We start from the raw sequence: 21951 nt of genomic DNA, 5'->3' as shown, positions 1-21951 counted from the left end.
ACGATTAGTAGTTTACAGCGAAAGACACCGCGATGATTGGTTTCGTCGGCAGGGTTGCGCGTCAATCGACAGGGATTCTTGCGGCCCTCCAGTCCAGGGCCGGCTCCGTGTCGCGCCTCATCATCGTGCGTGGGTCGATTCGAACCGGCATCTTGATATTTTGTCTCGCCATGAGCGCGATTGCGGCAGCCCTCGGTGGTTATGCCACCCTTGGTATTCGCCATGCAGGCGATCTGGTTGCCAGAACGTTCGACGAGTCGCTGATGTCGATCAACTACGCGCGCGCGGCTGGCGCTGATTTCGCCGCAATGCGCGTGGCATCGGCACAACGCCTCCTCACCAAGGACCCTTCGGTCCGCGCTCGACTAGACGCCGAAATTGACGAACTTGCGAAGTCGCTTTCGGAAGACGTGACGATAGCGGCGGAACGGTCGCAGTCCGCGCGCGCCGCAAAGGCTGCTGCCAAGGTTCAGGAAGCGGCAAACGCGTGGATTGCGCTGCATCAGCCGCTCCAATTGCCAACCGACGAGGATGGGAGCGTCGCAAGGAATGCGCAGGAGGTCGAACTCGATAAGTACTCGAAAACGGTTAATCAGCAGATTGAGCTGCTCGTAAATTATACCGCCGGTGACGGTTTTCTGTTCCGTCAACGCGCCCTGGCCGCGATCAAACGGGATCTGCAACTCAATGTGGCTGGGCTGACCATCGCGCTTCTGATGTCCGGGCTGTTTTCGTGGATATTGGCACGCCGGATCATCGGTCCGGTCGCGATCGCCTCCAAAGCGGCGACCAGCATTGCCGCCGGCAATTTGAACACGGACATTCCGAAGGGCGGTGATGATGAGCTGGGCATCCTACTGAGCGCAATGGGGAGGATGCGGGACAACATCAAATCGATGGTTGATCGCGAGGTCGCGCAACGGCGTTCGGCCCAGGCGCGGCTTTCGGATGCACTCGAGAACTCCCGTGAGGGGGTCATCCTCCTGGATAAGGACGGCGAGATCGCCTTGGCCAATTCCAGAGCCAGCGAATTCATCCGTTGCTTGCCCGAACTGGTGCACCCAAGTTCGTTGCGCCTGGCGCGGCCATCGAGTGAGGACGCCTCACTGGGGGGCGCGCTCCGAGACGCGCGTGGCGACGTCGATGGCATCGACGGCGAAGCCTTGCTCCCGGATGGCAGGTGGCTGCGGGTCAGCCGCAGCCCCACCCAGGAAGGCGGCCTGATGCTCGTCTATAGCGACATTACCGGTTTGAAACAGCAGAAGGCCGAGTTGCATGCGACAAATCTGAGACTGGATGCGGCGCTCACCCACATGTCGCAAGGACTCTGTCTTTATGACGGAGAGGGACGGTTGCAGGTCGTCAACCGCCGCTTCTGTGAGATATTTGATATTTCGCCGGAGCTTGTGCTTCCGGGCATGACTTTCGAAGATGTCCTCCGCCTGAGCGTTGCTGCGGGCAATCATGGTAACCAGACGGTGGCCGATCTTCTGGCGGAATGCGAGGGCTTGGCCCGACGCAAGGGCAGCAACTATTTTCAGCACCTCAGTGACGGACGCGTCGTCTCGATTGCCCATCGCTCTACATCTGACGGCGGCTGGCTCATCAGTTGTGAAGACGTGACCGAACAACAGAGGGCTCAGTCTCAAATCGCCTTCATGGCGCGCCATGACGCTCTGACCAGATTGCCAAACCGGTCTCTGTTCGCCGAGCGGATTGAGCAGGCTGTCGCAGAGACGGCCCTCGGCGCGGGATTTGCCCTGTTCTGCATCGATTTGGACAATTTCAAGCAGATCAATGACACGTTGGGACATCCCGTGGGGGATGGGCTGCTTTGCGCGGTCGCCGACCGATTGGGTGCCTGCGTCCGGGAGGCTGACACAGTTGCGCGTCTGGGTGGCGATGAATTCGCGATCATCCAAGCTGACGTCGGGACTGCCGAAGAGGCCGAGCGCCTCGCCCAGCGCATCGTGGAATGTGTCGGAGCGCCGTATCAACTGAACGGGCATCGCGTCATCGTCGGCTGCAGCGTCGGCATTTCGCTCGCGCCAGGTGACGGCACGACCCGCGAAAAGCTCCTGAAAAATGCGGACATGGCGTTGTACCGGTCGAAAATGGACGGCAGGGGAAAATGGCGGTTTTTCGAGCCGGCAATGGACGCCAATGTGCAGAGCCGCCGAGCTCTCGAAGTCGACCTTCGCGAGGCCGTGGCCAAAGACGAGTTCGCGCTGTTCTACCAGCCGATTTATGACTTGCGGAAGGACCGGATCAGCGGCTTCGAAGCATTATTGCGCTGGCAGCACCCGAAGAGGGGTTTGGTGCCGCCCGACCAATTCATCCCGCTCGCAGAAGAGATCGGTCTTATCACTTCGCTAGGTGAGTGGGTGCTGAACCGCGCCTGCGAGCAGGCGTCTGGCTGGCCCAACGAACTTAAAGTTGCGGTCAACGTCTCGCCGATTCAATTTCGCGATGCGAGCCTGGCGAACGTCATCGCCAACGCGCTCGATAAGTCAGCGCTGGCTCCGCACCGTCTTGAGCTCGAAATCACCGAGTCCGTTCTCCTCGGCAATAGCACTGAAACCATTGCGACATTGCATGAGCTGAAGGCGCGTGGCCTGCGCATTGCTTTGGATGATTTCGGCACCGGCTATTCGTCACTGAGTTACCTGCGCAGTTTTCCCTTTGACAAGATCAAGATCGATCAGTCCTTCGTCCGTGACGCAACGGCAACCAAGGGATCGAAATTGATCGTCAGAGCCATTACCAGCCTCGGAAGAAGCCTGGGCATGACGACAACGGCGGAGGGGGTCGAGACGGTTGAGCAGTTGAACCAGATGAAGGCGGAAGGATGCAACGAGGCGCAGGGATTCTTGTTCAGCCGACCGGTCCCTGCAACCGAACTCGCAACAACGATCCTGAGCTTGCGTAATGGTCTTAAGCGCAGTGACTGGAGCAGGGCGATAGCCAGTTAGCACCGCCCGAGGCTTGTGCCTCAACTTCGCGAAATCGACTACGGCCCCCTGGACTATCGTCCCCTTGGTAGCTGCGCAGCTCTCACCGCAAGCGGCCGCACCTGTCTGTGGATGTAGGAGAAAATTGGCGACCGAGGCGAGCTGTTGCGCCATCGAATTTGTCGGAGCGTCGAGCGGCTCTTCAACCTGCAGCTTTACTGTCGGTTAGCTTAGTCGCGATAGTGTTCCCATATGCGAGCAGGGCAAAACATCCAGCGCGCGCGCTGGCCCGGCTGGCTGAACGCAGCCGCGCTGCTTATCGCGAGTTGGAGTGTCGTCGCAGCACTATCGCTGCGCCCGCGCCTCGGTGCCGAGCTGGTGGCCGCGGCGTTTCCGCCATGGTGGAGTGCCCAGGAGGCGTTTCTGGCCACGGCATCCGCCAACGCAGCCATCGTCAGGACGACCGCCATTCCAGCTTTGCTGGTCGTACGGCCCGGCGACCACGATGGCCTCTCCCGGCTCCGCGACGCCGGTGCTTGGCTGATTATTGATCCGCAGGCGGTCGCCGCCTGCATCAAAGCAGATGATTTGAGAGCGGACGATTTGAGAACGAACCATTTGGAGATTGTAAATGACCTTCGAAGGCGATGAACTGGAACGCTTGCGCCAGTCCACCAGCAAGATCCTGCTCGCGGTGCTCTGGCTGCATGTGCCGGTTGCTGTCATCATTGCTCGGACACTCGGTGCCGACTGGCGTGCGCCGGCTTCCTTCATGGTCGCGATGGCACTGGCCGCGACCTGGTCGTGGCGAATGAGCGGGAGTGGGCTTTCGAGCCGCTTGGTCTTTGCCGTCGCCTTGATGGCCGGCGTGTCCATGTTTGTCTTCCAGTTCGCGGGACATGCTTGGCAGGTCGACATGCACATGTACTTCTTTGCCGCACTGGCGATCCTGGTCGCCTATTGTGATTATCGGCCCATTATCGCCGGCACAGCGGCGGTCGCGCTGCATCATCTGACGCTGAACTTCATTCTCCCCGCGGCTGTTTATCCGGGAGGCGCCGACTTTGGTCGGGTCATTCTCCACGCCGCTATCCTGCTTGTCGAGGCCGGCATATTGATCTGGCTTGCGCAGACACTTTCAAGTCTATTCGCGATGGCGGCGGAGAAAACGGCGGAGGCCGAGGCTGCCACCGCGGCCGAAGCGCGCGCCAATAGCGATCGAATCCGGAATGAGCAAGCTAAGCGAGACCGGGATGCAGCAAGGCACCAGCTCTCCGTCGGCTTCGAGCGCAAGATCAGTGAAGTCGTCGCGGCGGTTGCCGTGGCGGCCGGCGAGATGCAGGGTCTGGCGGCATCCATGAATGAGGGCAACGCGGAAACGACGCGGCAAACCGCAGCCGCTGCAGCAGCCTCGACGCAGGCCTCGACAAATGTGGAAACCGTCGCATCTGCCACGTCGGAGCTCACTGGTTCCATCAATAGCATCGCCAAGCAGGTAACGCGCTCCGCCGGGATTGCGGCCAGGGCGACCGAGCAAGCACAGCGCACCAATACCGTTTTTGAAGGTCTTGCTGCGGGTACGCGGAAGATCGGTGAGGTCGTGACGCTCATCCACAACATTGCCGGTCAGACCAATCTGTTGGCCTTGAATGCGACGATCGAGGCCGCGCGCGCCGGCGAGCATGGCCGCGGATTTGCGGTCGTCGCGAGCGAGGTAAAGGATTTAGCCAACCAGACGGCCAAAGCGACCGAGGAAATTGCAGCACAGATTCAGGATATCCAAGCTGCCACCGTTAAGGCCGTGAACGCGATCGCAGCGATAGGTACCACTATCGTCGAGATTGATCAGATCTCCGGTGAAATCGCAGCGGCGGTCGATCAGCAGAGTGCCGCAACGCACGAAATTGCGGGCAACCTGCAGCAGGCAGCTGATCGCACGAAAGACGTGAGCGAGAGCATCGTCAACATCAATAGCGCGTCCGAGGAGGCGAGCAGCGCCGCAGGTCGGCTGTTTGATGCTGCGACAGCGCTCTCGTCACAATCCGATCAGCTTAAGTTCGAAGTCGACAGCTTTCTGAGCTCGTTATCGGCCGCGTGAGGTCACCCGCAATAAAGCATTCTGGCGCATACCGACCGTGCGCCCTCAGAGTTGAACCATCTAAGCGGTTCTAATGCCGCCTTCGCGTATGGGCGGCCACCAGGCACAGTGAGCTTTGCGTTCGAAGCAAGCTCACGCCGGAAGGTGGTCGCCAATGGAATTTTGAAATCATTCGATCTCCCGCTTCAGTCGCAAGTGAATACCGGAGATTTCCGCGCGGCCGCTGGCCAGTAAGCGGTCCACGACTGCGTCGCTGATGATCTTCGTGCCAAAGCGCCAGCCTCCTCTCGGGCGCCGCTCGAACGAACTGAGTTCAAGAAGGCGGAGGTAATTGCGATCGTAACGGAGTTTTGCTTCCGGCATCAGGCTCCCCCACAATGAGCTCGAACGACTGACCCAAGCCTCGTCCGGCAAACAGAACTTGTCAACTTTTGCGTGCAGCACTCTTTAGCACAATGATATCTGGAGGCGCATTTTTGCCTCCCCTCCGGAATAAAACGCGCCAAACGCACTTTCATAAGGTTGCCGTGCGCGAGCTGTGGAGCCCCGCAGCGCAGCGGCCTACGGCGGATAGAGGTACTCGCCGGTCGGGTTGCGGACGACGCCGACACGCCGCTCGCGAACGCGTTCGATAAAGGGGCCGGGTTGATGTAGCCGACGATTGTCTGCAGGTGGCGGTCACTCGGCGCAGGCACCTGCGCGGATCAGGTCATCACGGCCGGCGGCGTGAGCGCGATTACAGGTAAGGGAGCACGGCTTCCCTGCCTTGCAGGCACGAGCCATCTTGAGTTCCTGAGGAGTAAGGGGGCTGGACTGAGTGTCTGAAACTTTTTTTACGGAATCGACTCGCTCAACAATCGTCATCCCGTGGCCATTGTCCCATCCGTACGCCTGGACTTCGCAGACGTCATCTTCCTTGCAGAAGTCGTAGACCTTGCCGGCGGGCTCGCCTGTGAAGCTGCAGTTCCCAATCACCAGAGTGTGGACGCCGGAGAAATCACCTCGGCAGGTGACGGACTTGGTGACCTTCGTGGGTCCGGCGGCAACCGCGGTTGACGACAGAACGAGCAAAGAAATAACGGGGAGGATCTTGTGCATGGTCTCACTCTTAGTGCTTGGATGGCGTCGCAGCTTCGTCCGCGGGCGCGGACGCGCGATAAAAAGTCTGGGATGCTGTCTGCCACGTCTCAGGATCTACTACCATTCCTGAGCCCAATGCGATCGGCGTGGCCATCAAGTGGAAGCCGAGCATGGCTCGGACTCGATCGGTGCATCGTTGCCAGGGCTGGCGGTGGGACAAGTTCGCTCGCGTCGCTCCTTCATGCGAATGACGGTATGTCCGACGTTGCGGTGCCGCTGAACGCACGCGGCCAGTTCCCGCGAAACTGAAGTGCAGGGCGACCGGCCGGCCGAACGACTCCCTTTTGGCTCCGCACGTTGGGAGGGTTCGCGCGATTTTTGCACAATGGAGGAGCGAGTGCGTCGGCGAGCGGCTACGCCGCAGCGCTTTGGGGAGCAGGTTCGGGGGCACTGCGGGAGAGGAGGCGGCTCAGTCTTGCCAAGTCGTCTCCGGACGCGGCCTGGCATCGCGACCCACCGTCGAATTTGGCCTGGTAGAGAGCCGCGTCGGCGACCCGCAGTAGGTCGGCCGAGCGGCTTCCGTGCTCGGGCGACATCGCGATGCCGACGCTCACCCCGATGCGAGCCGATGTTCCGGAACCGAGGTCATAAGGTGCGCCGATGGTCTCGACCAGTCGCCACCCGAAGGTCATCGCTTCTTCTGCGGTGCGGTCCGCGGCGAGCACGACAAACTCGTCGCCGCCTAGTCGCGCCGGCAGGTCGCCTTCGCGCAGAAGGCCACGCATGCGCTCAGCCACGCTCTCCAGCAACCGGTCGCCCGCAGCGTGTCCATGCGTGTCGTTGACAGCTTTGAAATCGTCCAAATCGAGATAGAGCAGCGCCAGCGCCTCGCCGGAGCGGTCCGGCCTCCGCAGCCGCTGCTCGAGGACAGCTTTCCGACGCCGGATGGCAGTGCAATCAGGGACTATATCCACGTCAACGACCTGGCGCAGGCGCACCTTCTCGCAGGCGACATGCTGGTGGCTCGAGGCGGTACTCATGTTTTCAATCTCGGTACAGGGGTTGGCACGAGTGTGCTCGAACTAATAAAGGCCGTGAAGCGTGTCTCCGGAGACGATCCGGTCGTCCGCCGCGGCCCACGCCGCGCGGGCGACCCGCCCACGCTCGTCGCCTCCTTTGCCAAAGCCAAGCGGGAGCTCGGTTGGAGCCCGCGCCAATCCGGGATCGATTTCATTATTGAGACTGCGCTCAGGTGGAGCGATAGCAACCCGCCGGCATATTTCGCACGACGATGATGGACACCCCATTCGCAGGAACTGGATTGGGAAGAGGCGTGACGCATGTCTCCGTGACGTCGGCGTCCGATGTTGCGGAAACGACATTGAACGAGGGCATGACGGTGTTCTGGCGCGCCGACCAGCCGATCGGCCATGTGCTGATGCATGAAGGCCAGATAGCGGCGGCCAGGATCGATCATATCGACGACGCCTTCCTGTCAGCCGTCGATTCCCAAGTGCGAATCCCGACGAAAGTGAGGCTCTCGGCGAGCGTGGTGATCTGCACGCGCGACCGTCCGGAGGAGCTGAAAAAATGCTTGTCGTCGTTGCCGCGGCAGACCCATCCTCCCCGAGAAGTCATTGTGGTGGACAATGCATCGCGCGATCGGCGGACGCGGGATGTCGCGTTGGCCGCGGCAGCAACCTATATTCGCGAGGAGCGACCCGGTCTGGATATTGCACGCAATGCCGGCGCGCTCCAGGCGACCGGAGAAATTGTCGCCTATACGGACGACGATGTGCTGCTTCACCCGCGTTGGCTGGAGCAACTGACATGTGCGTTTGATTCTCCCGAAATCGGTGCGGTGACTGGGCTGGTGCTTCCCGCCGAGCTCGCGACTGAGGCGCAACGGCACTTCGAGACGTATTGGGGATTTGGCAAGGGCTATCGCGAACAGGATTACGACAGCGCAGCCTTCCGGTCGCATCGCGGCCAGGTCCTTCCCGCGTGGGACATCGGCGCCGGAGCGAGCATGGCGTTCCGGCGCGAGGTGTTTCAGGCCGTCGGGCTCTTTGATGAGCGCCTGGACGTCGGTCAGGCCGGCTGCTCGGGCGACTCGGAATACTGGTATCGATTGCTCGCGGGCGGCTACACGTGTCGTTACACTCCGGCGTCAGTCGCATTCCACTTTCACCGCAGGACAATGGATGGCCTGGCCAGCCAGATCTATCACTACATGCGCGGTCATGCGGCCGCACTTTTGGTGCAGTATGAAAGAACCGGAATCTCAGCGAACCGGCGTCTGGCCTACTATCACAAGCCGCGTTGGTACTTCTCTCGGCTGCTCCGGAAAGTAGTGGAAGGAGACAATATTCGCGACCGCTTCCTGAAGGAGGAGGTGACCGGGTATCTCGCCGGATTGCTGTTCTATCATCGCCGAAGGTTTCGCAGATGACGGCCCATCCGCGTACGTCCGTCGTGATCGCCGCCCGCGATGCTGCAGGGACCGTTGCTGAAACGCTTGACAGCGTGCTCGCGCAGAGCGCCGCCGACTGGGAGGCGCTTGTCGTGGATGACGGTTCGACCGATGCCACGGCCGCGATCGTGGCTGAATACGTGGCGCGGGATTCCCGCTTTCGGATTCTGCAGACTGGCGGAGCAGGCGCTTCCGGTGCCCGCAACAAGGGAATTGCAAGCGCGCGCGGCGAACGAATACTGTTCCTGGACAGTGACGATTGGATTGATCGATCCTTCCTTGCGCGGATGAATGCTGCGCTGGATCGCGATCCCGCGGCGGTGGCCGCCTATTGCAACTGTTGCCGGGTTATGCCTGACGGCAGTGAAACTCCCGTTCGCCGCGATCCGGCCATCCAGGACAACGCATTTGAACGGTTCGCCCGCACGTGTGCCACGTTCATCCATGGCGTGCTCGTCCTAAAGGGCGCGGTCGCAAAGGTTGGTGGCTTTGAGACCAGTCTCCGCACGTGCGAAGATTGGGACCTATGGCAACGGATCGCTCGCTGCGGCGGCAGGTGGATCCATGTCGATGAGAAATTGAGCTATTATCGAACAAGCGACCGTTCTCTGACACAAGACGTCAAACGGATGCTGGCCGATGCGCAGGTGGTCATTGCGCGCGGATTTTCCAGCGATAAGCGCGTCAGCGAGCCGGCACCTGCACATCGGTCTGGAGCATCAACTGCATATGGCAGCGCCGCGACGGCGTACGCGTATTTCGCGCTCTGGTGCGCCGGAGTTGAATGCGGCCGCAGGAACGCCAGCGATCCATCGCTGGAAACGCTCAGCGACATTCCAAAGACCGAGACAACGGCGGACTTCATTGCCGCTGTTCTGCTCGATGCCGTGACGGTCGGGGCAAGAACGGTGCCCGCCAAGCTGGCGGAACGGTGGCCGCAATACGGGGAGGGCGTAACCAACCTCATTTCAGCGATCGGTCGCGCATGGAACGACCCGGCGGCAGGGCGAAAGTGCCAATACCGCTTTGAGCGGAAAGTGCTCGACTATGACGACCTTTCGGCGCCCAGGGTCCTCACGTTGACGTTCGGCACGCGCGTTGACCTTCGCCGTATCGGTACTATTAGGCCGATCGGGACTGTTGATCGATTGTACGTCTATCTCTGTGACGGGCCTCGCATCCTGACGCTGCTCGATATTGGTGCCCTCGGCACTGTCGACAGCCGCTTCTGGATCGCGCTGGCCGGCCATGGCCTCGTTCATTTGCAGGTCAAAGACCAGATTGGAAGGCTGGTTCGGGCGAAAATCGCACTCCACAAGCGGACCGAACGGGTTCGATCTTTGATGCGAGACGGCCGAGATACTCATCGGGAGCGCCTGCGCGAGTTGGCCACGCGGGCCTCGCGTGAGGCGCGGCCGCTGGCCATTTCAGGTATCCCCGATTCCAGCAGACGGAAGCGATGTGCCGAAAAGCCTCGAGACACCGCACGCCAGCAATTTTGGGAGGGTTTCTTCGAGCAGGAGGATCCTGGAACTATGGTTCGCCGTATGAACAGGAAAAGTACACTCGGCAGCTCGAGCTTCTGCCAGACCAGCCAGTGGATCACGCGCTCGAGCTCGCGTGCGCGGAAGGACATTTCACGCGCCAATTGGCACCCAGGGTCAAGCGCCTCAGGGCCGCCGATATTTCGACCAAGGCGCTCGATCGCGCTCGTGTCCGATGCAATGGGCATCAGAATATCGAATTCTCTCAACTGGATTTGTCCGCCGATCCGCTCCCGCAGGACATCGATCTGATCGTCTGCTCCGAGGTCCTTTACTACCTTAATAATGAAGCCGAACTAGAGTCGGTCGCGAAGCGACTGGTGCAGGCGCTGCGTCCTGGCGGTCACCTTGTGGCGGCCCATGCCTTTGTGTTGAAGGACAACATGTCGCGAACGGGGCTCGACTGGGAGAGTCCGTATGGGGCGGAGACGATCACACGAATTCTCCAGGGCGTACCCGGACTCGCCCTGGAGACGTCGATCGAGACGGAGCTGTACCGTATCGATCGGTTCAGGCGGTTACTTCCGGGCGAAGCGGCCCCTGACACACAGGTGACATGCGCGGCTATCGACGCGCCGATCGAGGTCGAGGTTGCGCGGTCCATCGTGTGGGGTGGGGCTGCGGCGCGCAGGTTTGACGTCGCGCAATCCGAAAGACGCACGCACGTTCCGGTCCTGATGTACCACCGAATTGCGGCCGAAGGACCCGGCGAACTGGCGCGGTACCGCTTGTCTCCGGATGCGTTCGGGCAACAGATGCTGTGGCTGCGCCGAAATGGCTACCACGCGATCAATTCGGATCAGCTCGCCTGGTTCGTGGCAAGCAATCATCCGTTCGTTGGCAGGCCGGTGCTGATCACCTTCGACGATGGGTACGAGGATTTTGCCGAGCATGCATGGCCGATCCTGCAGGCAAACGATTTCTCGGCAGAGGTGTTCGTTGCGACCGACTTCGCGGGAAAGCGGGCGGAGTGGGATGCTCCGTTCGGAGAACCCGCTCCGCTGCTCGATGCGGTCAGGATTGCCGGGCTTGCCGCCGAAGGCGTATCCTTTGGTAGCCATTTGGCGAGCCACCCGCGCAGCGAGGAACTTGCGACCTGGAATCTCGCCGAGGAACTGACGCGATCTCGTGCGCAATTGGAGCGATGGCTTGGGCGACCTATAACGTCGCTTGCCGCGCCGTTTGGCTCCACGGATCAGCGGCTTGGAATCCTCGCAGCCGAATGCGGCTACAAGACCCTGTTCAAAACGGTCAGCCGGGCCGCCACCCTCAGAGACAATTTGTTAGACCTGCCGCGAATTGAGGTCAGGGGCGATTTTACGCTGGACACATTCGCGCGCTGCTTGGAGCAGTATCAATGAGCACCGGTGCGCTCCTCGTCAGTGTGGTTATTCCGGCCTACAACGCCGATGCAACGATCGACGAGACGCTTCGCAGCGTCAGATCTCAGTCGCATCGGGAGCTGGAAATCATAGTCGTGGACGACGGCTCCACCGACAATACGATTGCGGTCGTCCAGCGACATTTGGCCGAGGATTCTCGAATAACCATCATAGAACAGCGTAATGCAGGGGTGGCGGCCGCCCGGAATGCGGGCTGGCAGGCGGCGCGCGCGGACTTCGTCGCGTTCATTGATGCCGATGATCTCTGGACGCTCCGCAAGATTGAGAAACAGCTTCAAGCCTTGCTTGATGCAGGAGAGCGGACTGGTCTTGTCTACAGCTGGTATGACTGGATCGATGCCGATAGTCGCGTAACTGCCAGGTCCGATCCCGTCTTTCATGCGGGCGAGGTGCTGGACTATCTCTGTCAGGGAAATTTCATTGGCAACGGCAGCTCGGCGCTGGTCCGCCGCGAAGCCCTCATAGCTGCAAAAGGTTTCGAGAGCGGACTCAGGGCATCGGGGGCAGAAGGCTGCGAGGATCTGCTGTTCTATTGCCGTGTCGCGGAGGCGTACCAGTTCGCGGTCGTGCCCGAGTACCAGATCGGCTATCGTTACCTCCCGAACAACATGTCAAGCAACAAGACGCGGATGTTCCGGTCGTGGATGCTGGTCGCGGATGAGATCATGACGCGGCACCCTGAGCGCAGGGCGCTCCTCGACCTGGGCTTCAGAAACTATGCGCGTTGGCTGCTTCGCAGAGCTCTGACGGGCGGTCAGTTGTGGTACTTCGTTTCAATCTTTGGACACCTTTTCAGACGGCATCCCTTGCTCGCGCTCAGGGTCGCCGTGCACGATGTTCCGCGGGATACCGTCTCGGAAATCCGGTGGAAATGGCGTCATCAGCGTCGCAGGGTGGTTCGACCTCCAGCTTCGTTGTTTGCCATCGGCGATCCAAGTCAATCGCTATGACAGAGCACCCGAACAACATACGAAGACCGAGAGCTGCTCGCCGCGCTGCATTGGTCGAACTGTTCAAGCTGCTCAAGCTTGCTCCGCTGCCCGGTTGGGTGACGCCCGCGCTGATTGTCCTTGGCCTTGCTACATCGTTGGCGGAGACGGTCGGGATTACTCTCGTACTCCTGTTCTTCTATTTCGCCATGGGTCAGGTGGAACTTGCAACGTCGACCAGTGGCCTCCTGGGCGAAGCGCTCCGATATGCGGCTAACTGGTTTCACAGCTCGAGCGAAACTGCTGTCGTGCTGCTCCTTCTCATCATTGCTCGCGGTGCTCTTTCCTTTATCAACACATTAATCAGTGCGCGTGTTGGAGAGAAGATCAATGAAGTCGCGCGCAACCGCGTTCATCTGCAGTATCTGTCAACTTCGTATTCGTTCTTCCAACGCCATGACGAAGCATATCTCATGGAGGTGTTGGGAACCGAGACATGGGTGATCTCCGGGGCATACGCCACTCTTACCCGCATTATCGTGAGTTCGTGCTCGGTTTTTCTCTTCGCGTCCTTTCTGTTGGCGCTCTCGATCAAGATAACCGTCCTCGCCGTCGCGGCCTCAATGCTCGTGTCGGCTGGATTGCGTCATCTTTCGTTGCCGATTCAGCAGTTGGGTGCCGGCGTCAAGCTGGTTCATCAAAAACTGGGTGAGCATATGCTGATGACACTCCAGGGTATGCGCACGATCCGCGCATATGGCCAGGAGGAGGTTCACCAGAAGCGCTTCGAGCACGCGTCGACGCAGGCACGGCAGGTCGCGCTGCGGCTTGCGCGTCTGTCCGCTCTGGTCTCGCCCCTGACGGAGGTGGGCTATCTTGCCGTGCTGTTTCTCGTCATCGCGTTCGCTGATATGTGGGGAATTGGCTTCGCGACAAGCTTGACCGCGGTCGCATTGCTCTATCGATTGCAGCCGCATATGCGAGATCTGGAAGGGAACCTGCTGTATATGGCGCAGATCGAGCCGCAGCTGCGGTCCATCAGACACATGCTGTCGACAGATGACAAGGAGTACCCGAAGGCCGGGCACGTGGCCGTGGCTAAACTGGAGAACGGCATTTCATTTCGCAACGTGACGTTCCGCTATGATGCCGGTACCGAGCCCGCGCTTTTGAATGCTTCGTTTGACATTCCTGCGGGGAAGACCACTGCGCTCATTGGAGCCAGTGGAGCGGGCAAGACCACGATCGTAAATCTATTGTTGCGACTCTATTCGGCCAACGCGGGTGTCATACGGGTTGATGGGCGATCCATCGAAGACGTTCGTCGAACCGATTGGCTCGGCATGCTCGCGATTGCGGGTCAGGATGTCGACCTGGTCGAAGGCACGGTGATCGAAAACGTGCGGATGGCCAAGAACGAGGCCTCCGAGGAAGAGGTTCGGCAGGCGCTGCGGGTCGCGGGCATTTCAGAGGTCGTCGAGGCCTTACCGGATAAATACGACACCTGGATAGGGCAGCATGGCCTGCGCTTCTCGGGCGGTCAGCGTCAGCGACTTGGTCTTGCACGTGCGATTGTGCGCAATCCAAAGTTTCTCATCCTCGACGAAGCGATGAGCGCGCTCGATCGAACCCTGGAGGAAAACGTTCGACGTGCGATTCAGCTGCAGTTGAAGGGCCGAACCTTATTGCTCATTACGCATCGCATCGAGTCCGTGCTCGATGCAGACCACGTGGTTTCTATCGAAAATGGCCGGGTTTGTGCGGAAGGCCCTCCATCGAAGGTTCTGGCGAATGCAAACCGTATGCTTTCGAGGAATCCTTCGAAATCTTCGGAACCGGCATCAAGTCCCGCTTCCAATATCTAGCCGCGCCTGAGGCGAGCCCGGTCAAAACGTTGTCCACACACAGAGGTTGCGTCGGGGACTTGCAAGACCACATGGTCGGCGTTTTGCGGGTAGCGAGACGGATACTGCTTCGCGCCGATCGTCAGCTGCAGCTGGTCGGTATAAAGGTCCCGGTGAAGCCGGATTCTTCGCCAGCCGCTGCGATCACGGGCGCGTGACGGGTTTTTCTAACTACCGCACGGCACGAAGATCGGCAACACCTCGGGACCGTAGCCGGTCGCAAAGACAAACGGAAGTGACAGCGCACCAGTTCGTCAGCGAGGGAGAACGCTCGATCTCCACGCAAATCGACATTGACCACTGCGTCGAAGCCACCATTCGCAATCTGGTCGTTCGCCTCGGCGCTTCGCCGAATGGACCGATCACTGCCGCTCCATGCGCCTTCAATTCCTGCTCCAAAGCACCGCCGTCGGATTGGATTATCCCTCGACGAAGCAAGACTAGGCTCGGAATGAGACGCTATCATCATTGCTCCTGATGGAGAACGTGCGCAGCCCTCAGAGCATGCGAAGCACCAAGCGAATGGAATTTGCGGTCAACCGCTTGCCCGCCCCCTTTGATGTGCCGCCAATCCATTTTCAATCGCAATAAAAAACGGCTCCAGTAGTGGGACTGGAGCCGTCACCTTCCTAAAGAGCGCCTCGACTTTGGGGGGCTTGGAGGGCTCGGAAGAGCGCCTTCATTCTGCGCTGAGCTTTTCGATCCCGTCAACTTTCGAGCCGATGCACTCAGGAACAAAAGTCAGACGATTGCGCTATCATCATGGCCAAGCACCGGACTGTCGCTCGCAAACTCAATCTGCGACAGTTTGACTTCGACACATCAGAGATAATAGGCTTTCGCAAAACAAGCCGAAGGGGAGGTTCGCAGTTGGAGAAGGTGAGACGCTTGCGCGCGATGGGTTCGCTCTGCCGTCAAAATGCCGCGTACAACAGCATGAACAAGTGGAAGCTCCTCGCGGAAGCAGAATACTGGGAGCATCTAGCTGAGCTTGAGCTGTCGTCCTATTTCGAAGAATGTAATGCCGTCAGCCCGACCAGTTCGCATGATCTGGCCGCGTGAGAAAATCTGCAATCCGGCGGACGAAGATCAAAGTTTGGCCGACTCTTCAAAAGTCAGGGGGCGTGCAGTGAGTAACCGCAATCGGGTGTACGACCGCCTTGTTCTGTGCCAGCGCGCTCAGGCGCTCATTTTTCAGCTTGCCGAACTGGAGATTCTTCGAGGCCGAGTGCAGGAGGCCGAGGAGAATACGCTGCTCTGTCGAGCGGCAGCCCCGGTGAGGTCAACCATTCACTAATGGGCGGCATCCTGCAGGCTGATTGCCGGGGGCGTTTTTCTATGGTGCAGCTCAGTGTTCGGGACTCGAAATGACGTGTGCGACGCTTGCGCCGATGAGTCAGCATTTTAGCGATCAGTCTGGAGGTGCATAAGCATCGCGTTGCAGGCTGCCTCGGCCTGCGCGAATGTATCGAAGGGCGAGCCGCCGATCTTGGTCGCGCCTTTGCTCACATGGAGTGGACGCCATGAAGCCATATAGCCTGCGCGTCCGTGAAATTAGGGACCGTTCGAATTCTCAAAGTAAGCGACGAGATTAAGTCAACCGTTCAGCGACAAGGGTATTACGTTCGTAGCTTGCGGCTCACGAATAAGAGCATCACTTAGTTCGAGCGCATTCGGACGGCGGGGGCTGCAATCTCGACAGCAGGGCTGTAGAGCCTGGAACGGCTTTTCGAATGACTGCCGGGTCTATAAACCAAACCCGCGGCCGATCTCCCGCATAAGCCTGATCGCGGCGTCAGTATTGCGCCCACTGAAGAGCACTCCATCAAGCTGAGAAAAGATGCCCATTCCAAATAGCGCGATAGCAATGCCTCTAAGCATGGTTGTGGCCCGGATTGAACGATGCTGACAAAGTTCAAAACGGCCCCAGCCGCAGGATGGGGTAAGCAGCCGGGGCCGGCATTCCCATTCCATATGCCGCAATCGGCGGGCGGCACGCTCCAAGATTAGGCACAGAGGAGCTAACGAACTATTTCGCGAGACCGCTCCGCTTCATTCGGCTCAATGCGAGACGCAGCGAGGACATTCGCTTCTGCGGCTTTGCTAAGCTGTCATGCAAATTCCTCTAAGCTCCTGTGGCATTCAACTTTTACCGTCCTTGATGATCCTCTTGCACGCTCGAAGACATGATATTTGGAAGCGTCATCGTCCACACGAATGGTCACCTCAACGTGGCGACAATCTCAAAAAGCAAACCCTAGTAGGCTCGCGGCGTTTGAGCGTTCCACTGCCACGCAATCTGTGGATGAGTGAAGATCGCCGGATCGGCCTGTTCGATGCTGCGGCGCTGGCCTCGTGTTCTTTCAGTCGATCGAGAAGCCAAGCGGATGATAGATAAGGAAAAATGTGCGTTGGCCTTCTTCCAACGCGATCGCGGCACTCAATTTGTCTGCCGCTTTTGAACCGAAGCCTCGTCGATTAGGAAATCGTCCAACTTCCGGCCGCCTCGAAGCTGCGGCCGCAGCCACCGAGGCAGCCTGCCGCGACCCGACCATGTCTCCGCCGGGTTCTTCGGATTGCGATATTTGGGACGGACGGGCGGGTATGGACGGCGCTTACGATCGAACCGTGTGGCCTCGTCGGCCAGTCCAATCTTGTGGAGCCGCTCCTCCAATCGTGCTTTTTGCACTAACATTTTCTGAGTGAGGCTGGCGGTGACCTGTTGGTGAAGTATCCAGAGCTCGTCAAGGGAGAGCGAATTGAAATGCTCGGTGTTCATGGCTCGATCCGAATTCTTGGGCGAAGGCCCAGGCAGACAAGTCGGGAATGAAGGAGCAGACAAGCCGTCAGTTAAACATTGGTCGGGCAATCCACATTTAAATGCGGGAGGTAGCAGGGAGAAAGGCATGACGGGGGTAATATCATGGCGGAGCATTTAATTCGGGCGAGGGACAACCCTCGCTGACGGCCCGCAGACCGGTATCATGACATCCACAAACTTAGCGCCCGACCAGTTGCGCTTTCGCATTGCCATTGCCGGCGCGGAGATAGGCGCAAAAGTTGGCGCAGCCGCGGCAATCGGCCGGGCGGCCGCGTCGCGGACCGCAAGCGGGATCGATCGCGGCGGACGCAGGTGGCTCGATTTAATTGAGCGCACAGCCGCGTGTCGCAACCCAGGAATGCCGGACCGGCCTAATTAATTCGGCTGGCATGGGCACAATTAATTCATCACGCCGTCAGATTTAAGCCGCATGGGAGCCCATGTCGCGGCGAAAGCTCGTTCCGGATGGGGGGCGCAACACCGGGAGTTTTCTATGTCCGGTCATTTACGATTTTACTTGGTCAGTTTGGTCCTTGTCGGAGTTCTTTCAGGGACACCTGCATTCTCGAACCCTTTTGCCGAGTTGTTCAATATCACTCCCCGCGAACCTGCTCCAACCTCTTCGGCGCAAGCGGAATGCTTGTGGCGCCCCGGCAACTCGACCCCTGACGGCCAGCATTGGGTCTATCGAATGGACGGTCACCGCAAATGCTGGTTCCTGGCCGAGGGCATCACGACGGTGAAGAAGCCCGTTCGTCGCCGCGCGGCCAAAGATCACGTCGCCAGTTTGGACGAGAACGAAACTGTGCGGCGCAGCCGGAGCGCGGTCGTTGATGCGCGTGCGGAGTTGCTGCGGTCCGCGCCGGCCGAGAGGTCTCAGCCGCCTCTACCCGAAATCAAGGTAGCTGATGCCGCTTCCGAACTCGGTACGCTTCCCGCCCCGACGTCGGCGGCCCCCATCCCGGAGCTTCACAGCCGCCTGCCCGCGCCCGAAGAATCCGTGCCTCGCCAAGTCGTTGTTGAGCAGCTTCTCGCGGTCGCGCCGGTGGCCAGCGATGCGGTGCTTTCGCCCGATCCTATGGTGCTGGGCTTGCGGAGTGGGGAGGCGCGCGACGAGTCGCGGAGCTGGACGGCAACTTGGTTAGGCATGCTGCTGATGACGCTGGGGGGCCTCTCCGTCTTAAGCTCGAGCCGCACGCTTCGGCAAGCGGTGAGAGTAGGGCACTGAGGTAGCTAGGCAGGTATCTGACGCGCCGCACGCGATCGATGAGCTCTAACGCTGGTATAGCCGAATTGCCACACGTACAAAGGTTCCGCCCGTCTGGACTTAGTTTGGCGCTGCCTGAGACGGACATTCGACTACCGTGACGGTCTCCATCTGGATGGGACGGCCATCATGCTGGACTGCACTCGATCCAACCCAAATCCATGGACTATTCTCCGTGGAATTGCAGGTTTTCTCGAATCGCTTGCAGCACTTCTTTTGGAGAAGAGCAAAAACGAGCGATCAAGAAAGTATTCGCCTGCCAACCCCGGGCGTGCCTGGGCTGGCTGCGGACGCACGGGGGCCGCCCGACGCACCACTTACGCAGCGCGCCGGCTGATATCGTATCGCCAAAATCGCAGGGGCAGCGTCCCAGATGATCTTCATCCAGATTAATTTGATGGTGCGAGTTCTCCCGGGCACACGGAGTTCATAACTCCCTTCCGATCGCCGGGTGGCTCCGGTTCTTCACGCTGATCCAGTGCTTCTGCCGACCGCCACGATAGGGTCGATCGCGATGCTTGGAGACCAGGCCCTCAAGTCCCAAGCCGCCAGAAATAGGTCAGGTCCAATCTCCCCGCGCTCGAACGGTGCCACGCTGATCCGGCCTGAGCGCTAATAGCTGCTGCAGATTTGCTTTGCGCAGGTGGAGGGGCGGGGACCGCTCTCGCGCTTTCCGAGACACAAGCAGAACTAATTTGAGCCGGGCGACAAAGGCAGCTACTGGACCCATAGCCGCCTTCATATCCACGCTCTTAAGTAATGCCTCGATAGGTCCGCCATTCCGCTAGGCGAGCGGCTGCGTCAGCAATCTAGACTTGGGAAGTGATCCGTAGCTTTTTAAGCAGACGCTTCCTTTGGTCGGAGATTTGATCAATTGTCCCACCGAGCTTGGCAGCAATCTGTCTGTCGGTTTTCCCTGCGGCGAGACGCCTTAAGAGCTGCTTTTCCCGCGGGCTTAGATTTTGCTCGGTCATCAATCTTACCCCGCCGAACTAGGTAAGTACCTCTTATCGCCATCAAAAAGCACATGCTAGGCGGAACACGGTGCCGTTGAGCAGGGAGGCCAATCGTGCGTAGGACGGTTTTGAAGCCGGGTATGCCTCGTTCGCTTTGCTGAACGCTTGGCGCTCGTTATCCTATCGTTCTGAGACAAGAACCGCCGGCCTCCGAGCAGACGGCTTCGCGCTACAGCGCCGGAGACCTTCAGAAAGGAAGGGCTGAGATCAAAACTGCAGGCACTTGATGTAAATCAAACGTCCACTTGAACCGGAGCAAAGGCTTCCGTTGCGTGCCGATGTGCGAGCGGCATCGCCTCGCAAGTTCACGGCACCCCTGCAAGCAATGGAGGAATGCCATGCTTCGATGCCTTCTCACTCTTTTGGCTGCTCTGGTTCTCGTCACGGTCAGCCTTATTCCTGACGATGCATACGCCCGCCGTGGCGGCGGAGGTGGGTTCCGTGGCGGCGGTGGATTTCATGGCGGCGGCATGCGCGCTGGGGCGGTCCACGGCGGCGCGCGCGTTGCGCATGTGCGAGGCGGCGGCCGGTATGGCGTCGCTGGGCGTGGTTACGGATACCGACCAGTGCAAGGCCGACCTGTGGCGCGCGCAGCGGTCGCCCGAGGGGCCTACCGCAATGCGGCCTACCGCGGAGCATATAGGGGTGCGGCGTATGGTCTAGGTGCAGCGGCGGTAGGAGCCGCGGCAGCCGGCGCCTACGGCTACTACGGCGGTTACAACAATTGCACCTACGACACTTACGGAAATTGGGTGTGTCCCGGCCAGTACCCATACTATCGGTATTGAGACGAGCACCTGGGACGACGCGAGCCAGTTCTTCATGCCGTCCCTTCCCCTCGGGCTCAAGAAGGCAGGGCTAACGCCTTAGCAAGTGCTGCAAGCTGTCAGGCGCCGCTCCCATCGGAACGGAGGGCGGTGGCATCTCTGTGTCTCGCTATGCGCACTTCTCTTGAGTCAAAGCCCGAAGCGAAGATTACCAAGCTACGACATCACGTAATCACTGCCGCATCCGGCATCTTACATCGTGGAGCGAGCCATATGAGAGGACCGATAGCAACGTTCTTGGCAGGAAACCTCTTACTGGCTGGCGCAAGTCCAGGCCATTCCGCAATACGCATTGTCAATGATCGCGGCGGACCAATCGCCTACTACATAGAGAGATACGAGAAGATGCGCGCTTCGCATCAATCCGTCGTAATAGACGGGCTTTGCGCCTCAGCCTGCACGATTGACTTAGCGACCATCGCTGCGGACAACATTTGCGTAACCTCAAGAGCGAAATTGGCCTTTCATGCTGCGTGGGAGTTCGGCAGGAGTGGACGGACCTTCACACATCAGGGCGCGACTCGGATGCTTTACTCGATGTATCCCTCGCCAGTCCAACGGTGGCTTGACAGTCGCGGAGGTCTAACTTCCCGAACCATTTTCCTCGAAGGCAAACAGTTGCATGGCATGTACAGGGGGTGCGTCCCCGATATGCAGGCAAATTGAGACTCAAAAGACCGGGAAGTCTCGAAAACACGAGATCGGCCGCCAGTCGAGAGAGGACTGGCTGTGTCGGGCACTCTAGCCCGGAGCTATGGGATCATCGGGATCGGCACTGGCCTTGATCGCGGTGTCCAACTTTCTGGCCATCTGCCGAAATCTTTTGGCAAGCCGAGCGAAGCGTTCGCGCTTGGCGGGATCAGCGGTAAGCTTGCTGAGCAGCGCGCAATCCTCGGCGTCGGTCAAAAGCTTTTCCAGCTTATCGGCGACGTCCATGGGATGCTGAGCCTGGACGGTTGGCCCGAGGACAGCGATGAGCCGATCTAGCAGCCACAGTTCCGCGCCGTTTTCATGCGGCAGGTACTGCGCGCGTTCTTTAGCTGCCTCATCGTCGGCGCATTCCAGATCGATCCGGCTGGCCACATGGCCGGTCTCGTCCAAAAGGTATGCGTAATAGGTTGCCATCAAGGCGTCCCCAGCCCGAGGAACTTACCATTTTTTCCCGGCCGGAGAGGAACTTAAATTTGCGACGAGACAGCATTCATCGCCTGCTCGAAGCAGCACAACAACTTTTTTGCCGATCTTTCCCAAATTGCAACTGATCGTAAACCCTGCCGCAGCTAATAGTTGTGGGATGGACGATGATGTTGCCGAACCGTCTTTCAGCGCGTGGCGTCGTAGCCTGCAGCGCCTTGCTGCTTGGATGGTGCGTGGAAACAGAATCGAGGAGCCGACGCGTCCTACTGTTGCAACGAGAACGCCGGCGCCAACTAGGCATGAAGCGCCGCCACGGCAAACGCTTCCGCCGCGCCCCTAAAGGAACCGGAACACCAAGCGGTGTTGAAGCTCTATGCCTAGTGCTCTGGTCGCTTGCCGCCGCCTGCGTGGTGGCGTTCAGTGTGGCCGCAATGGTTTCTCCTCGCTAATCGAAGTTTCTCCTCACTAATCGAACAAGAGGCCGTCCGCATTGGCGGCCTC

General features: G+C 59.5%; 16 protein-coding genes and 1 pseudogene. 11 read left to right on the top strand and 6 right to left on the bottom strand.

Annotation, left to right across the window (positions count from 1 at the left end; translation table 11 throughout):
• The first annotated feature begins 32 nt into the window (after window positions 1-32).
• The 3 genes from LRP30_RS37025 to LRP30_RS45195 all read left to right on the top strand — a co-directional run bounded on the left by LRP30_RS37025 (window position 33) and on the right by LRP30_RS45195 (window position 5049).
• Window positions 33-2972, top strand: a complete 2940-nt coding sequence (locus LRP30_RS37025; RefSeq protein ID WP_249757997.1) for an EAL domain-containing protein — start codon at window positions 33-35, stop codon at window positions 2970-2972.
• 231 nt (window positions 2973-3203) lie between these two features.
• A complete protein-coding gene (locus tag LRP30_RS37020; protein WP_346016189.1) occupies window positions 3204-3602 on the top strand; it encodes a hypothetical protein in 399 nt (132 codons plus the stop codon).
• The gene (locus LRP30_RS45195; protein WP_276017363.1) at window positions 3583-5049 is read left to right on the top strand and encodes a methyl-accepting chemotaxis protein; all 1467 of its coding nucleotides are present in this window, start codon (window positions 3583-3585) and stop codon (window positions 5047-5049) included. Before LRP30_RS37020 ends, LRP30_RS45195 begins: the two co-directional genes overlap by 20 nt.
• A 168-nt stretch (window positions 5050-5217) precedes the next feature.
• Here the strand turns inward: LRP30_RS45195 and LRP30_RS37010 are convergent, their stop codons facing one another.
• From LRP30_RS37010 to LRP30_RS37000, 3 genes are all read right to left on the bottom strand, one after another.
• Window positions 5218-5412 carry a hypothetical protein gene (locus LRP30_RS37010; RefSeq protein ID WP_249757996.1) on the bottom strand — a complete coding sequence of 65 codons (195 nt, stop codon included), beginning with the start codon at window positions 5410-5412 and terminating at the stop codon, window positions 5218-5220.
• A 315-nt stretch (window positions 5413-5727) separates the two neighbouring features.
• The gene (locus tag LRP30_RS37005) at window positions 5728-6147 is read right to left on the bottom strand and encodes a hypothetical protein (protein WP_249757995.1); all 420 of its coding nucleotides are present in this window, start codon (window positions 6145-6147) and stop codon (window positions 5728-5730) included.
• A 395-nt stretch (window positions 6148-6542) separates the two neighbouring features.
• Window positions 6543-7169: a GGDEF domain-containing protein gene (locus tag LRP30_RS37000; protein ID WP_249757994.1), complete on the bottom strand. Its 627-nt coding sequence runs from the start codon at window positions 7167-7169 to the stop codon at window positions 6543-6545.
• Between LRP30_RS37000 and LRP30_RS36995 the strand changes: the two genes are divergently transcribed.
• The 7 genes and pseudogenes from LRP30_RS36995 (at window position 7086) to LRP30_RS36965 (ending at window position 15444) form a co-directional block, all read left to right on the top strand.
• A complete protein-coding gene (locus LRP30_RS36995; RefSeq protein WP_249761915.1) occupies window positions 7086-7424 on the top strand; it encodes a hypothetical protein in 339 nt (112 codons plus the stop codon). The genes LRP30_RS37000 and LRP30_RS36995 overlap by 84 nt on opposite strands.
• Before the next feature lie 86 nt (window positions 7425-7510).
• Window positions 7511-8581: a glycosyltransferase gene (locus LRP30_RS36990; RefSeq protein ID WP_249757993.1), complete on the top strand. Its 1071-nt coding sequence runs from the start codon at window positions 7511-7513 to the stop codon at window positions 8579-8581.
• Window positions 8578-9168 (top strand): annotated as a pseudogene (locus tag LRP30_RS36985) (glycosyltransferase family 2 protein); the annotation flags it as partial. The gene LRP30_RS36990 and the pseudogene LRP30_RS36985, both read left to right, overlap by 4 nt.
• Before the next feature lie 893 nt (window positions 9169-10061).
• On the top strand, window positions 10062-11507 hold the full coding sequence (locus LRP30_RS36980) for an SAM-dependent methyltransferase (RefSeq protein WP_249757992.1): 1446 nt from the start codon (window positions 10062-10064) through the stop codon (window positions 11505-11507).
• A complete protein-coding gene (locus tag LRP30_RS36975; protein WP_249757991.1) occupies window positions 11504-12499 on the top strand; it encodes a glycosyltransferase family 2 protein in 996 nt (331 codons plus the stop codon). Before LRP30_RS36980 ends, LRP30_RS36975 begins: the two co-directional genes overlap by 4 nt.
• Before the next feature lie 50 nt (window positions 12500-12549).
• The gene (locus LRP30_RS36970; protein WP_249757990.1) at window positions 12550-14343 is read left to right on the top strand and encodes an ABC transporter ATP-binding protein; all 1794 of its coding nucleotides are present in this window, start codon (window positions 12550-12552) and stop codon (window positions 14341-14343) included.
• A 909-nt stretch (window positions 14344-15252) separates the two neighbouring features.
• A complete protein-coding gene (locus LRP30_RS36965) occupies window positions 15253-15444 on the top strand; it encodes a hypothetical protein (protein WP_091898359.1) in 192 nt (63 codons plus the stop codon).
• Window positions 15445-16822: 1378 nt separating this feature from the next.
• Here the strand turns inward: LRP30_RS36965 and LRP30_RS36960 are convergent.
• Window positions 16823-17161 carry an H-NS histone family protein gene (locus tag LRP30_RS36960; protein ID WP_249757989.1) on the bottom strand — a complete coding sequence of 113 codons (339 nt, stop codon included), beginning with the start codon at window positions 17159-17161 and terminating at the stop codon, window positions 16823-16825.
• A 535-nt stretch (window positions 17162-17696) separates the two neighbouring features.
• Here LRP30_RS36960 and LRP30_RS36955 point away from each other — a divergent pair.
• Entirely contained in the window at window positions 17697-18431 is a 735-nt protein-coding gene (locus tag LRP30_RS36955) for a hypothetical protein (RefSeq protein ID WP_249757988.1), read from the top strand.
• A 1360-nt stretch (window positions 18432-19791) separates the two neighbouring features.
• Here the strand turns inward: LRP30_RS36955 and LRP30_RS36945 are convergent.
• Together LRP30_RS36945 and LRP30_RS36940 are read right to left on the bottom strand one after the other, a co-directional pair.
• Window positions 19792-19998, bottom strand: a complete 207-nt coding sequence (locus tag LRP30_RS36945) for a hypothetical protein (RefSeq protein ID WP_249757987.1) — start codon at window positions 19996-19998, stop codon at window positions 19792-19794.
• Window positions 19999-21054: 1056 nt separating this feature from the next.
• Window positions 21055-21438 carry a hypothetical protein gene (locus LRP30_RS36940; protein WP_249757986.1) on the bottom strand — a complete coding sequence of 128 codons (384 nt, stop codon included), beginning with the start codon at window positions 21436-21438 and terminating at the stop codon, window positions 21055-21057.
• Between the last annotated feature and the right edge of the window lie 513 nt (window positions 21439-21951).

This window comes from Bradyrhizobium sp. C-145, from assembly GCF_023375135.1.
GTDB lineage: Bacteria > Pseudomonadota > Alphaproteobacteria > Rhizobiales > Xanthobacteraceae > Bradyrhizobium > Bradyrhizobium zhanjiangense.
This window is presented reverse-complemented; position numbering and strand designations above follow the sequence as displayed.